Here is a 15635-nt window from a genome sequence, read left to right as displayed (position 1 = left end):
AGGAAGAATAGTAATGGATACCAGCAGACGCTTTGATAGGGAAGAAGGGGTGTGCCCCAGCATCCAGTGCGAGGCCAATCGTGATGTACTTTGTCACCCGTGTGCCGAAGGCGTGGTGACAGCGGCCCACAGGGTCTCTTCGCGGGCAGTGGAACCGTGCCTGTTCGGCAAGGGAGGAGTTTGCTGCCGCATTTGCAACATGGGACCCTGCCAGATAATAGAGGGCGTGGATACCATGAAAGGAGTCTGTGGCGCGGACGCAGCCACGGTGGCCGCGCGCAATTTCTGTCGCATGGTTGCCGGCGGGGCCTCTGCCCACATGGATCACGGCAGGGGATCGGCCCTTGCATTTCTTGCCACTGCCCGTGGTGAAACCCCTTATGAAATCAAAGACACGATCAAATTGAGGGAAACGGCCCTGAGGCTCGGCATAGACCCTGCTGAAAAGGATACCAGGGATCTCGCAATAGAAGTGGGTATCAGGCTGCTTGGTGAATTCGGCCAGCAGGAAGGTACCCTGGCCTTCATTAAGAGGGCCCCGAAGGCCAGGCAGGAGCTTTGGAGCAGGCTTGGAATCCTCCCCAGGGGTATTGACCGTGAGGTAGTGGAGATAATGCACCGGACCCACATGGGGGTGGACCAGGAACATAAGAATCTGCTTTTCCAGGCCGCCCGATGCTCCTTGGCCGACGGTTGGGGTGCATCCATGATAGCCACTGAACTGTCTGACATCATGTTCGGCACTCCTGTCTCAGTGAGGAGCAAGGTAAATATCGGCATCCTCAAGAAGGACGAGGTAAATATCACGGTTCACGGCCATGAACCGGTACTTGCCGAGGCCCTGGCTATGGCATCCAATGACCCGGAGATAGTCAAGGCCTCCAAGAAGGTCAGGGCAAAGGGCATAAATCTGGCAGGTGTATGCTGTACCGGAAACGAGATCCTCATGAGGAGAGGAATCCCGATTGCCGGGAGTTTTATCCAGCAGGAGGTCGTCCTGGCCACGGGCGCTATAGAGGCCATGGTTGTGGATGTACAGTGCATCATGCAGGGGTTGTCTCCTGTGGCGGACAATTTCCACACCGAACTCATTACGACCTCTGACAAGGCCAGGATTCCAGGGGCCACACACATACAGTTCGACGAGCACAGGGCCATGGAAACGGCCAGGGAAATAATAATGCGCGCCATCAATAGATATCCGGAAAGGGGCAAGCACTTCATACCAGTGCATCAGATGGACGTAGTGGCCGGCTTCAGTCATGAAAATATCAACTACACCCTTGGCGGCCGTTTCCGCGCATCCTACAAGCCACTTAACGACAACATTATAAACGGCCGTATCCGCGGGGTTGCCGCAATAGTCGGCTGTGACAACTACAGGGTCATGGAGGAAGTCCATATAGATCTTGCCAGGGAACTCATTGCCAATGACGTAATCGTACTGGTCACCGGTTGTGCTGCCACGGGTATGGGCCGTGCAGGGCTCCTGTCTCCTGAAGCCTCGAGCATGGCAGGTGACGGCCTGAAGGAAGTCCTTGAAACGGTAGGATGTCCGCCTGTGCTGCATATGGGTTCCTGCGTGGATAACAGCCGGATCCTTATTGCCGCCACCGAAATGGTAAAGACCGGCGGTCTTGGCACAGACATAAGTGATCTTCCGGTTGCAGGCTGCGCTCCTCAATGGATGAGTGAAAAGGCGGTGTCCATCGGACAATATTTTGTCTCAAGCGGTGTTTATGTGGTCTTCGGACCCGGTTTCCCGACAACAGGCTCCAATGTGGTTACCGACTATTGCTTCAAGGAGATGGAGAATCTCTATGGAGGGATGTGGGATATGGCCGAGACATCAAATGATTTTGCCAATAAGATGATTGATCACATAAACCAAAAGCGCCGTGACCTTGGTCTGGATAAGAAGAAAGAGCGGGTTCTGTTTGATATGGCCATGAGGCGTGAACTTGAGGCCACACCTCTGCATGACGTGGGATGCCATGGGGGATAATGAAGAAGTACCAGCGTTGGCACACGACTGGCCTTCACATAATGTTCGACACTGCCATATTCTGGTCAGGAAAATCCAGATAAAGGTCAAGTCGGTGACTTTTTTCGGCATTAAATTCGATTTTCACAACCTGCCAAGGCCCTGAAATTCCCAAGGGTGAGAGGGAGTGACCTCTAAATCTTCAGGATTCGAGCTAAATCAAGATTAGATCTCACTTGCGCAGATATTTAAAAATTTGGGTTAGGTCTGCCTATAAAACAGGAGCATTCAGAGCCATATTTCTTTATGACCGCCAATGATTACTTTGTTTCGGATTCATTATTTCCAAAATCAAACATCCGGCGGCTGCCATCCACAATTTTCCAGTAGCCGTTTTTTACATATTTAATTTGGGTTGTGTCATGATTGAATGAAATACAGTCCTCTACAGCAACCTGACAGTCCTTGTTCAGACTCAGATCCTGAACCACCAAGTCTGAAAGCCTTTGGACCACTTGATAGTGTATTTCTGATTTGGGTTTGATGGGTGGCTGTGCATAAGAGACCCAAGTAATATAAAGCAAAATAAGAAAAAGGGATATAGCACGAAACGTTACTGAAATTGTTTCTCTCTGCATTTTCCAAATCCTCCCTTTTAAGTTAAGTATCAATTATAAAAAGTAAATATCCGGTGAACCCGTGGTCTCACGTAACCGTTCACTGGAAGGGGATATTTCTTTTCACTTAACACTTCAGCCCCTTGTTTTCTAAGGCTTTTGACATGGGGGATGCCCTGCCCCTCCCCGTTCTCCTTCGCTGCGCTCAGGAGCCGGGGTTTCCCCCACAGCAAAAGCCGAGAAAACTACGGGGGCTTCCGTTAAACTGTTCAAAGAAATATCCCCTTCCAGTGAACGGTTGCCATCCGTGCCCTGCCGCAGGAGCGGTTTGCCTTTTGCAGGGTTTCGATCGCGGGCCGGATTGCACTGCCTCTCCGGTCTGCGATGAGTGAGCTTTGAAACCCGGAAAAAGGCAACCGCTTCAAGGCAGGATATAACGGGTTCATAAGAATATTTACTATCAATTAGGTCTCCTCTTCTCCGATACTTCACGATTTTGTTCCGATGCGGACTGGACATCGCGTATTATCTCCTTAACCCGGTGAAATCAGATATCCATCCATTACAAATTGCCATTGATCTTTTTCGTGGTTTTTTGTCTTCTTTCCGCTGTTTTTTCCTGAAAGGTCTATTGAGCGAATATTGTGCCAGATTGGGGAAACGACGGGAAACGTTGGGGATTTTTAATAATAACTTACAAGATCTACTAATTTAATGTGAATTTAGCTCTTGTATATATCACAGAATGAATAAAGAAGCATGTTTTTTGTCAAGCTGATATACATTTTTAGAGACGGAATGTAAATTCAGTTGACAGCAGATGCCTTTCCGGGTACTGGTTCTTTATCTGTTACTGACAGGAGAGGCCGGATGGAAGAGATAAAGCAAAAAGACTCGTTAACAAAGGAAGATCTCGCCCTGCTATATGATACATCTACATCGATTCATGCCATACGCGATATGGATGAAATGCTCCGGAGTATCATGGCCAGGATCAAGGCCGTTTTCCACATAGAAGGCGCATCCATAGCTCTCCATGATGCGGACCGGAACGAGTTTTATTTTATCCGGACCGTGGAAAAGGAAAAAGATAGAGATTATGTAAAGATGCAAAAGATGCGGTTTCCTGACCATCTGGGTGTGGCCGGCTGGGTGTTAAGGGAGAATCGGCCAGTCATCATTCCTGATGTCTCCAAGGATGACCGGTTCTATAAAGGGCTCAATCACAAGGAAGACTTTGTCACCAAGTCCATGATCTGCGTACCATTGCGAACTCGTAAAGGGCTGTTAGGGGTCCTCTATGCATTAAATAAGCTTGAAGGAGAGTTCACAGATAAGGAGGCAAGGTTACTGGAAATCCTTTCAGGAACGGTTGCCGTCTCTATTGAGAATGCAAGGCTTTATGGAGAGCTCAAGCAACATGCCAGATCTCTTGAGCAGGAGAATCGCATGCTCAAGTCTGAGGTGCAGGAACATTTCAACCTCCAGGGGGTCATTGGCTCAAGCCCAGCAATGCGCCGGATCTTTGCCCTTATTGACAAGGTTATTGATACAACAACCTCTGTGCTGATCCAGGGAGAGACAGGGACCGGGAAAGAACTAATTGCCAGGGTCATCCATTATAATGGCCCATTGAAAGATAGGCCCTTTGTAGTAGAAAATTGTGGCGCACTAGCAGAGAATCTCCTGGAAAGCGAGCTTTTTGGTCATGTAAGAGGTGCCTTCACCGGTGCTATCACAGACAAGAAAGGTCTTTTTGAACAGGCCAATGGGGGAACCGTCTTTCTTGATGAGATCGGAGAAATGTCATCTGCCATGCAGGTCAAACTGCTCAGGGTCCTTCAGGAAGGACAGCTCAGGCCGGTTGGTGGCAGCCGGCAGATCAATATAAATGTACGGCTTATTGCTTCCACAAATCGCGATCTTGGAGAAGAGGTGAAAAAGGGGAACTTCCGCGAGGATCTTTTTTATCGTGTCAGTGTATTTCCAGTCACTCTTCCACCCCTGCGGGAGAGAAGAGAGGACATTCCCATGTTGGCCGCCCACTTTCTAAAAAAGTCCGCCGGGAAGCTAAAAAGGCCCGCTGCCCGATTAACGCCCCATGCAATGAATCTTCTTTCGCAGTTTGATTGGCCGGGCAATGTGCGAGAGCTTGAGAACGAGATCGAGAGGGCCGTGACCCTGGCAGGAAATGAAAGGGAGATCAGTGAAGAGCACCTTTCAGAGAAAATCAAGGCCTTATCGGAAAAGGGTGTTTTGATACAGGAGACTGATGGGACACTGAAGGAAGTGACCGAACGAATCGAGCAGCGAATCGTCTCTGAAACTCTACAGAAGACACGCGGCAATCGTTCCCAGGCCGCCAGGATGCTTGGTTTGACACGCCAGGGCCTGCTCAACAAGATTGCCCGTTACAACATCAATCTATAACCTGAACCTGGGTTGAGCGGTTCAACGTTCACGGTTCCCGGTTGAAAATCCCTAACTGGCTGTTAGGCAAATGATGACGCGTCAATAGGGACGAATGTTATGTTTCACCCAGTGGGTGAAAGAGGCTAATCTGAGCATTGTGTTATAAAGTTAAGGATATCAATAAACTATAACCTTTGAACCCTGAACCTGGAACCGATCACTTTAGGTATAAAGAGGATGTCACGTCTGTCTAAAGCATTAATCACGGGCTTTGTGATCGGCTTGCTGGGAGTGGCGGCAACCCTCGTTCCTTGCGGTATTGATCTGGAAGAAGACATCGGCCTGGATTTGTTGTTCAAGCTGAGGGGGGCGAGGGAGCCCCCGCCTGAAGTCATAGTAGTGACTTTGGATAAGGCCTCTGCTGATAATCTGGACCTGCCGACAAGGCCTGATAAATGGCCTCGCTCTCTTCATGCCCGACTCATTGAAAATCTGGCCAGGAAAGGCGCTGCGGTGATTGCCTTTGACATGACTTTCGACGAAAGCCGATCCTCTGAGCACGACAATTTATTTGCCGAAGCGATCAAGAAAGCAGGCAATGTTGTCCTATGCGAGTACTTGAAAAAGGAGAAGATTCCCTTAACTGACGAAGATGGAGTGCATACAGGAGACTTGGATATAGAGAGACTTGTGCCACCAATCCCTCCTCTTGCACGATCTGCGGTTGCCTTGGCCCCCTTTCCCCTGCCCAAAGTACCTGTCAAGGTGAGCCAGTACTGGATGTTCAAGACAGGCGCCGGGGATACACCGACTTTGCCGGTTGTGGTCTTCCAGGTCTTCGCATTGGACGTGTACGACGAGTTTATCCGTTTGCTGGAAAGAGTCAGCCCATCTCAAGCAGGCGGACTTCCTCGTGACAAGGATATTATAATTGCGTCAAAAGGCGTAGAAAACCTTATCCGTGTCCTGAGAGATATCTTTGAGAAGAACCCGTTGACTGCAGAGAAAATGCTGGACGTGCTCAAAAATTCAAGTTCATTATCCCGCGACATAAAAAGGAGGCAGGTCCTTAAATCACTCATAAGGATGTATCAGGGCGACAAGAGCCGTTACCTTAATTTCTATGGTCCTCCCGGCACGGTCACAACTGTCTCCTATCATCAATTACTGCAATCCATGGAAAATTCGACTGCATGCCAGGAACAACTTGATCTTAACGGCAAGGCCGTATTTATTGGACTTTCAAGGCGATTGTGGGCAGGACAGAAAGACGGATTCCATACCGTTTTCTCTCAGGCAAGCGGATTAGATATCAGTGGTGTTGAAATAGCAGCCAGTGCCTTTGCAAACCTGTTAGAGGACATGTCTGTTCAGCCGCTCGATTTCCGTGCACATCTTGCCTTTATTTTAGTCTGGGGGATAGTGCTTGGGATTGTGTGTTTCTTTTTACCCACTGCCATTGCTGCATTCGGTGTGACCGGCCTGAGTTCGCTTTATCTGGCCGTTGCCCATTATCAGTTCAAGCACACCGGAAGCTGGTATCCGCTGGTTATTCCTTTGTTTTTCCAGGTACCTGCAGCTTACTTCGGCACTGTCTTATGGAAGTATTTTGAGGTGAACAAGGAACGCCAGAATATCAGAAAGGCCTTTGGATATTACCTGCCAGACAAGGTTGTGGACCAGTTAGCAAAAAATATGGCATATATCAAATCAGGCAGCCGAATGGTCTATGGAACCTGTTTGTTTACAGATGCTGAAAGATATACCACTTTATCGGAAAGCATGGAGCCCAAAGAACTAAGCAGATTTATGAATAGATATTGGAAGGCTTTGTTTGAGCCGGTAAAGCAGCACGATGGGATTGTATCAGACGTTGTCGGAGATTCTATGTTGGCAATATGGGCCACGGCACGGCCTGATGACGCCCTCAGGGCTCAGGCCTGCCTCACGGCGCTTGATATTGCCGGAGCAGTACAAAGATTCAACCGATCTCACGATAATCTGAAGCTTCCGACTCGCATCGGTTTGCACTCCGGGTACATGCTTCTCGGCAATATCGGTGCAGTCAACCATTATGAGTACACTCCAATCGGAGATATCGTCAATACGGCATCAAGGATAGAGGGCCTGAATAAGTACCTGGGCACACGCATAGTTTTATCAGAAGAGGTGCTATATCAACTTGATGGTTTCCTGACAAGAGAGCTTGGGAAGTTCCTTTTGGCTGGGAAATCAAGACCTGTTGTGGTATATGAATTAATATGCCGCACAGGAGAATCCAGCGAGCAACAAAGACGTCTTTGTGCGACTTTCAATATGGCTCTGAGTGCCTTCAGGAGGCGATCCTGGGAAGAGGCGATCAGGGGATTTTATGAGTCAATGGAAATCCAGGGCGAAGACGGACCTTCTGTTTTTTATTTAAAATTATGTGAGAGATATAGAGATAATCCGCCAGGGGAGATATGGGATGGATCGGTCTTTCTTGACCATAAATAGAAAAATCGCGGATTTACCATTTGTTCAACGTATCTGTTTTGGGTCGATTGATACCGATTGTTGATGTTATTTTAACAGATTATTACTGAAAAGAGGTATCAATGAGGCAAATCCGGGCCCGCATTCTGATTTTCACGATATTCGTAATTGCATTGGCAGGTTATATTCCCACGGATGCCGTGGCTGCTGAGACATGCGAAGAGTGGGCAGGCAGAATTGTCTCGGTTCAGGGCAATGTTTATGCTCGAAGAGTTGGTGAAACACAGTGGTTACCTGCAAAAATGAACGATACATACTGCCCTGGCGATATGATTCGGACACAGGAACGAAGCCGGGCATCTGTTATTCTGCGCAATGAGACCATCATCCGTCTTGATCAGAAGACCACTGTCACCTTTTCCGGATCAGAGAAGGGACGGACTTCCCTGATTGACCTTATTATCGGGGCTGTCCATTTCTTCAGCCGTTTCCCCCGGGGTCTGAAGGTGATTACACCGTTTGTTAATGCTGCGGTGGAGGGCACGGAATTCTATGTAAGGGTCGATGGCGATCAGACCACATTATCAATATTTGAAGGACAGGTGGCAGCCACAAATGATGCAGGGAGACTTTTACTGTCTAAGGGTGAATCGGCAGTAGCCAAAGCGGGGCTGGCCCCCGTCCCCCGTGTAGTGGTAAATCCGAGGGATGCAGTTCAATGGGCCCTGTATTATCCACCTGTCCTGTATTGTCGCCCGGCTGATTTTGTTTCTGAAGCCAGATGGCAGAATAAGGTTCGCAGGTCCATCGAGTTCTATTGGAATGGTGATCTGAACAGGGCATTTTCCAGCCTTGAGGGAATGCCTGAAAATATTCAAGATCCGCGCTTTTTTACGTATCGTGCCGGATTGCTTCTTACCGTTGGCCGTGTTGATGAAGCAAATATTGATATTAAAAAGGCGCTCGATCTTGATCCGTCAGATAGTCAGGCATTTGCCCTGCAGTCTATCGTCGCCGTTGTGCAGAATAAAGGGGATACGGCCCTTGATTTGGCAAGGAGAGCCGTAGAACTGGTCCCTGAATCAGCCGCAGCAAGGGTTGCGCTCTCATACGCGCAACAGGCCAATTTTGACCTCCAGGGTGCTTTGACCAGTCTCGAAGAAGCAGTAGAGCTGGATCCGGAAAACGCCTTGGCATGGTCTCGACTGTCGGAACTGCGGCTGTCTTTCGGAGAACTCGATAAGGCGCTTGAGGCGGCAAAAAAGGCTGTGGCCCTGAATCCCAATATTGCACGTACACAGACTGTTTTGGGATTTTCTTATCTTGCACGGATCATGATACGTGATGCCAAAAAGGTCTTTAAGAAGGCGATTGAGCTGGATCAGGCAGCTCCCCTTCCGTGGCTTGGACTTGGATTAGCAGAGATCCGGGACGGTGATCTGAAGGCGGGCCGTAAGGAGATCGAAATCGCTGCGAGTCTTGATCCTGGCAACTCGCTTATCCGCAGCTATCTTGGTAAGGCATACTATGAAGAGAAACGCGACAGGCTGGCTGAAAGACAGTTTGCCATTGCCAAGGAGCTTGATCCGAAAGATCCGACGGCATGGTTCTATGATGCGATTCGAAAACAGAGCCTGAATCGACCCATAGAGGCATTAGAGGACCTGCAGAAATCCATCGAACTGAACGACAACCAGGCTGTCTACCGCTCACGCCTGATGCTGGATGAAGATCTGGCGGCACGAAGCGCCAGCATCGGGAGCATATACAATGATCTCGGGTTTCAGCAATTGGCCCTGGTCGAGGGCTGGGATTCGGTAAATACCGATCCCGCCAACTACTCAGCCCACAGGCTACTGGCTGACTTGTACGCCGCGTTGCCGCGTCACGAAATTGCACGGGTCAGCGAATTGCTCCAAGCTCAACTCTTACAGCCCATTAACATTACACCATTGCAGCCCCAGCTCGCGGAAAGCAATCTTGCCATATTGGATGTGGCAGGTCCATCAAGCCTGTCATTTAATGAATTCAATCCCCTGTTCACCAGGGATCGGCTTGCAATCTTAACTGACGGAATCCTCGGCAACCACGGCACATACGGGGATGACGTCGTTCTGTCCGGTTTGAGTGGACGAGCTTCAGTCAGTGCCGGGCAGTTTCACTTCGAAACCAATGGATTTCGTGAAAATGATGACCTTGAGCAGGATATATATAATGCATTTGTCCAAATCAGTCTCTCTCCGGGCTCCAGCCTTCAGGTTGAGCTTCGGAGGAAAACGACCCGGAATGGAGATATTCCCCTCAGGGCCGATGATTCTCACTGGCCTGACTTTAGAGACTATTTTGAGGAAGATTCAATGCGTGGCGGCTTTCACTTTTCTCTTACCCCGCGCCAGGATATTGTCACTTCCTTGATTTACAAGGACGCCGAACAGCATACATAAGGATATTTTCCGGATACCTGGCGACCCCATTATAGATCGGGATACTTACTCGACAACGGGTCATGGATATCTGATTGAAGCCCAACATATCTATCATGGAAACCGGTTCAAAACAATCATTGGAGCAGGCTATTCCAATCAGGATAGCCGGTTCATCTTTACTACGGACATCGTAGAAGGTACCGAAGTGCTTGATACATGGGTTATTGACGATTCGAAAACAAAAATAGACCATACTAATGCCTACCTCTACGCACCCATGATGTTAACCCAAAGTCTGACGGCAATTCTGGGCGCAAGCTTTGAATCTTACTCTCAACCAGGTCGAGATCGAGACCAGTTTAATCCAAAATTAGGGGTAATCTGGAAACCCAACCCATATACAACCCTGCGGCTCGCAGCATTTCGCGTGCTAAAAAGACCGGTTTTATCGAACCAGACAATTGAGCTTACACAAATAGCCGGGTTCAATCAGTTCTTCGACGACGTGAATGGTGCACGATCATGGCGATATGGAATAGGTCTGGACCAACGCTTATCAGATACCCTCTTTGGAGGTATCGAATTGTCATGGCGTGATATCAGAAAGCCTGTCATATCCAGTGGCTCGTTAATAGACCGGGACCTTGACGAGGATTTGCACCGGGCATATTTTTATTGGGTTCCTTATAGGTCCTTGGCGATAGGTGCCGAATATCAATATGAATATTTAAAGAGGGATTATGAAGATGGAAAGCAAAATTCCTCCGACCCTGCTGAAGTTACGACACATACCATACCGATTACACTGAGCTATTATAGACCAAATGGGCTATTCTCAAGGATAAGGGCTACCTATGTGAACCAAAATGTAGACTTCGTAGCGGCCACAACAGGCACCGTTAAGGAGAAAAACGATTTCTTTGTTACCGATATTTCTATTGGCTACCGGTTCCCTAAGAGATATGGTCTAATGAATGTCGGCATTAATAATCTGTTTGACCAGGATTTTAGTTTTCAGAGTCCTGGCTTTGGAACCGGTGAACCCCGAATCTCTTGTTTCCAGCCGGAGCGGACTTTTTTTGCAAAGCTTAATCTGTGGTTCTGAGTGTTAAAAAAGTAGTTTGAGATTGTATCTGTAAAGGCTGAATATATTCTATGCTTACTTAAGGAGGAAAAGACGATGTGCAAAGGAAAGGTGATAGGAAAACTTGCGGCTGTTTTGTCTATTGTGATGATATTGGCTTCCTGTAGTCCGGTTGACAAAGCTATCAAGGAAGAATCTGCAACTGAGGTGATTCTGATAAATGCAGAAGGCGGGCTGACACTGTTAGATGCGGAATCAGGAAAGCGTATTCCAACATGCAAAGAAAGAGAAGGGAGTGAAGATGAGTGTGAGGCTCCGGCGGGATTTTTTGCAAATATGTGTAAAGATATTGTAATTGGAGGTTCGCAAATAGGCCTTCAAGAGACGCCGGATCACAAGCAGCAGGGTGACGAACAAATCAAGAATATCCATCTGGTTCTCTGCGGTTTCAAGTTTGAAGGCTCTTACTGTCGGACATATGTTAATCGCGTGACAGGGGAAGAGTTTGAGATCTGTAGATAATGAGCGTGCTATAAAACACCTGACCTGAATTGTTTGTTGGGTTACGCCCTCAATATCCATCGTCAAGTCGAGACTGTGCGAAATCACAGAAGGGGTTAAGCGCAATGAACCCACCGACAATCTCAGGCCATCCCAACTTATAAGGTCTGTGCAGATCACCGATTTTTGCGGCGTCTGCTTGACATCCTTTATCGGAGCAATTCTATAGTTGTGCTTTGCTCCAGATCCACTTGTTGTCTGAAATTCATGGAAAATAAGGGGCGGAGCCTTTTGAAATGGTCAGAAAAGCTACCCTGCTGAGCAACTATCATGTGTGGGCAAACAGGGAATGCTTCCGTTCTAAATTGACCGGCTTTGCTTAATCCGGTATAAGTCAGCGAAATGGAAGAGGATTTATGGGCAAGGAACGTGTATTAATAGCCAACCGCGGAGAGATTGCCCTCCGCATTATTCAGGCCTGCAAGGATCTCGGTCTGGACTACGTGGTCCTATATACAAAGGAAGACGAATTTTCATTGCACGTTCGAATTGCACAGCAGGAAGAAGGCGGTTTTAAGAAGGCTTATCGTATAGCCAGATACAATGACCCCAATGAGATTTTTTCAGTGGCAGATGAGGCTGAATGTACTGCTATTCATCCTGGGTATGGATTTTTTTCTGAGAATTACAGTTTTGCCAGAAGGGCCGCCATGAGGATCAGGCCTCTGATCTTTATAGGCCCCAGATGGGAGGTCATAAGGGATCTCGGCAGTAAGATAAACACCAAGCGCCTGGCAAAGAACCTTAATGTGCCGGTGATTCCGGGATCTGACGGACCGATCTATAATGAACTGGAGGCTGAGGAGGTGGCGGAGGAACTTTTTTTTCTCCAGAAAGAACAGGGCATTCAGCATCCATCTATTCTGGTAAAGGCCTCTGCCGGCGGCGGAGGTATGGGTATCGAAGAGGTCAGCCACCTCGATGCCTTCAGGAGAATCTACCGGCGGATCCAGAACTATGCCAAGCGTCAGTTCGGGGATGAAGGGGTCCTGATTGAACAGTGTCTCAGAGATTATCAGCACCTTGAAGTTCAGCTTTTATGCAGCCCCCATGGGGAGGTGGTGCACTTCGGGACCAGAAACTGCACAATACAGAGTGCCGGCAGGCAGAAGAGGTTAGAGGTGGCTCCCGGCTTTGATCCCTCTGTATGCGAATATCCTTTTGATGCAAAAGCAGTCCTGGACCGGATCGTGGAGTATTCTGTACGTCTGGCAAAACATGTTGGCTATGACAACATAGGGACATGGGAGTGGATAGTATCCAGAGATGGCAGCCCCTGCCTTATGGAGGTCAACACCCGCATACAGGTTGAAAACGAAATTTCAGGATGCATTTCAAGAATAAGCGGGAGTGATGGGCCTCCAAATTTGATCAGGGAGCAGATAAGAGTGGCCCTTGGGGATAGACTGGGTTTTACCCAAAAAGATATATCCTTTGAGGGGACCAGCATAGAGCTGAGGATCGTCGCTGAAGATGCCAGAAGGGGTTTTGCGCCTTGGTGCGGTACCATCACACGCTTTGATTATCCGGATGAGACCTGGGCAAGGCTTTATTCTCATGTGCCCAGAGATACGCCATATAATATTCCCACAGAGTATGATCCCAACTTTGCTCTTGCCATTATATGGGGCCGGGATACGGAACAGGCCAAAGAAAGGGCCAGGCAGTTTCTGAGAGGGATTGCTATAGAAGGTACAGGGGCAGGTGATGAAAGCATTATCACAAATCTGGAATACCTTTATAATCGGATTGATGACGTGCTTCAATTTTGATTACCGATAATACATGAATGCATACGGACCGGGTATATATGGCAGATAGCGGCAAAATACTGAGTCAGCTCGCTGACCGGATCTCATATCTTATTGATATCAAGGGAAACAGCGAGTGGTCCAATATCGGCGATCTTATCGAACGGGTCCAGGCCCTTCGTCAGTCTATCTTTGATATAAAAGAGGCGGATCTCTTTGAGGAAATCGGCCGGATCGAGGACAGGGTATCCTTTCTGGAAGACAGAGTCGCTGAGAAGCTCAGTCCTGCAGAGATCGTGAACATCGTCCGGAGCCTCCAGCGCTTTACACTTATGGATGTCCTGGAGAATGTATATGACTCTTATACCGAGTTGGGTGGTGATAGAGACTGCAATATTGACCCTGCGATAGTAGTGGCCAGAGCTACCATATCGAGAAGAGTCAAAAACAAGCTATACAGCCATCAAGTCATGGTTATAGGCCATGAAAAGGGCCGGGGAGAGGAATACAGAAATGGAGGATGTGCCAGGCCCTGGGGAAATGATAAGGCCCTGAAGTATATGAGGGTAGCTGAGACCGAAGGCATTCCCATACATTTCTATATTTTTACTCCAGGGTCTTACCCTGTTGAAGATTACCCCGGAGCCGCACAGCAGATAGCCCGCAATCTATATATAATGGCAAAGCTAAGGGTCCCCACGGTATCTTTTATCTCCGAAGGTGGTTCTGGTGGCGCTGAGGCAATAGGGGTTTCAGGTCTCAGGCTTATGGGTTCAAGGGGCTATTACTCGGTCATTTCTCCTGAAGGTGCAGCTGCAATAGAAGGAAAGATAAGAGAGGGCGAAAAGGTCCCCAGAGAGCTTGTGGAACACTGCGCCGCCCAGTTAAAGATAACCGCTGAAGACAACCTGAAGCTCGGCACTATTGATCGCATTGTAGAGGAGCCCCCCCTTGGGGCCAGGCGGGATGATTTCGCCTTTTTCCGCAGGCTTCGCTATGAGATGCTCCGTGCTACCGACGAGGTAGTACTGAAGACCAAGAACTTCCGGGCCTTCCGGGCCTATGCCTTGAAAAGGCGGGCAGAGGAAGGGAAGGAGGTGCCGGAGGACTTTGGTTTACTCATAAACTGGAATCTCACAGACCTTGAGATAGAACGGCTTCTTGAATTCAGGTTCAAGAAGTATATGGAGTTGGGCAAGGGATATTTCCGCGAAAACAGAACTGTTTTATCTGATGGGATCAGGAAGACAAAGGACATTGCCAGCAAGACATACTACGATCTGAGATATGGCCTTCTGCGGCCGCACCGGCGAAACGTTCAGAAGGTAATAGAAGAGGTCTCAAGTGAGGGTTCGGTGTTTCTCCGAAAGGTTACCGAGCCCGTAAAAGCGGCCTATGACTTTGTTTTTCCCCAGCCGGAGCGCCCGAGCAAGGTCGTACGTTCCGAGGTGCCCGAGCGCAGATCGATCTTTGCAGAAGAGTGGGAATCTTACGTCAGCCCACTTGCCAACGAAGACTGTACTATTACCTGTCCCAATGCCTCAAAATATGGATGCCCGGATCTGTGGGTGCCTGACCTCTATGGGGAATCCTGTGGAGTGTGCCCCAACTGTGGCCATCACTTTCCACTTGAGTACCAGTGGTATCTTGAGAATCTTTTTGACAAGAATTCTGTCCATGAATTCAATAATCATATAGCCTCATCCAATCCCCTTGGTTTTAAGGGTTTTGATGTCCGTCTTAATAGGGACATAAGGCGTACCGGTCGTAACTCCAGCATGATAACCTTTGATGCCAAGGTCGGGGGGATAAGGCTGGTGGTAGCCATGCTTTTCAGCAACTTCAGGGGCGGGACGGTCGGAACTGCTGAGGGAGAAAAGTTCGTAAGGGCATGCGATATTGCCAGTACTACCCGAAGACCTCTTTTGGCTTACATACATGGTACAGGCGGGATCCGTATTCATGAAGGGACACTTGGTGTGGTTCAGATGCCAAAATGCACCCTTGCGGTAAGGGAATATAATGACAGCGGTGGTCTCTATATAGTAGTTTATGACAATAATTCGTACGCCGGTCCTGTAGCCAGCTTTCTGGGATGCTCACTCTATCAGTTCGCCATGCGTTCTTCCAGAATCGGTTTTGCCGGTCCAAGGGTTATAAGGGAGACCACAGGTCAGGATGTTCCCCCTGATTATCACAGCGCCAAGAATGCCCTCAGGCGGGGTCACATTCAGGGAATTTGGGACAGGCGCGAGTTCAAAAAGAACCTCTATGATGCCTTGATGACGCTGGGAGGCCCTAATCTCTATTACAGATAACTGGCTG

10 protein-coding genes are annotated in these 15635 nt (G+C 48.6%); 8 read left to right on the top strand and 2 right to left on the bottom strand.

All coding sequences use genetic code 11. From position 1 onward, the window contains the following. Positions 1–13 precede the first annotated feature (13 nt). Entirely contained in the window at positions 14–2005 is a 1992-nt protein-coding gene (cooS, locus tag C4B57_09630) for a carbon-monoxide dehydrogenase catalytic subunit (protein PXF53431.1), read from the top strand. A 299-nt stretch (positions 2006–2304) separates the two neighbouring features. Here the strand turns inward: cooS and C4B57_09625 are convergent, their stop codons facing one another. Then, entirely contained in the window at positions 2305–2622 is a 318-nt protein-coding gene (locus tag C4B57_09625) for a hypothetical protein (protein PXF53430.1), read from the bottom strand. A gap of 129 nt (positions 2623–2751) precedes the next feature. After that, positions 2752–3120, bottom strand: coding sequence for a hypothetical protein (locus C4B57_09620; protein PXF53429.1), 369 nt, complete (start codon positions 3118–3120; stop codon positions 2752–2754). Between the two features lie 351 nt (positions 3121–3471). Between C4B57_09620 and C4B57_09615 the strand changes: the two genes are divergently transcribed. The 7 genes from C4B57_09615 to C4B57_09585 all read left to right on the top strand — a co-directional run bounded on the left by C4B57_09615 (position 3472) and on the right by C4B57_09585 (position 15628). Beyond that, positions 3472–5031, top strand: a complete 1560-nt coding sequence (locus C4B57_09615; GenBank protein ID PXF53428.1) for a sigma-54-dependent Fis family transcriptional regulator — start codon at positions 3472–3474, stop codon at positions 5029–5031. Positions 5032–5250: 219 nt separating this feature from the next. After that, positions 5251–7509 carry an adenylate/guanylate cyclase domain-containing protein gene (locus C4B57_09610; protein ID PXF53427.1) on the top strand — a complete coding sequence of 753 codons (2259 nt, stop codon included), beginning with the start codon at positions 5251–5253 and terminating at the stop codon, positions 7507–7509. A 101-nt stretch (positions 7510–7610) separates the two neighbouring features. Continuing rightward, positions 7611–9932: a hypothetical protein gene (locus C4B57_09605; protein ID PXF53426.1), complete on the top strand. Its 2322-nt coding sequence runs from the start codon at positions 7611–7613 to the stop codon at positions 9930–9932. Between the two features lie 187 nt (positions 9933–10119). After that, positions 10120–11019 carry a hypothetical protein gene (locus tag C4B57_09600; GenBank protein PXF53425.1) on the top strand — a complete coding sequence of 300 codons (900 nt, stop codon included), beginning with the start codon at positions 10120–10122 and terminating at the stop codon, positions 11017–11019. Positions 11020–11094: 75 nt separating this feature from the next. Further along, positions 11095–11520 carry a hypothetical protein gene (locus tag C4B57_09595; GenBank protein ID PXF53424.1) on the top strand — a complete coding sequence of 142 codons (426 nt, stop codon included), beginning with the start codon at positions 11095–11097 and terminating at the stop codon, positions 11518–11520. A 395-nt stretch (positions 11521–11915) separates the two neighbouring features. Next, a complete protein-coding gene (locus tag C4B57_09590; GenBank protein ID PXF53423.1) occupies positions 11916–13331 on the top strand; it encodes an acetyl-CoA carboxylase biotin carboxylase subunit in 1416 nt (471 codons plus the stop codon). Between the two features lie 38 nt (positions 13332–13369). Then, positions 13370–15628, top strand: a complete 2259-nt coding sequence (locus C4B57_09585) for an acetyl-CoA carboxylase carboxyl transferase subunit alpha/beta (GenBank protein PXF53422.1) — start codon at positions 13370–13372, stop codon at positions 15626–15628. The last annotated feature ends 7 nt before the right edge of the window (positions 15629–15635 follow it).

The organism is Deltaproteobacteria bacterium, assembly GCA_003194485.1.
GTDB lineage: Bacteria > Desulfobacterota > Dissulfuribacteria > Dissulfuribacterales > UBA3076 > UBA3076.
Note: the sequence above shows the minus strand (reverse complement) of the source record. Positions and strands in the feature narration are given on the sequence as shown.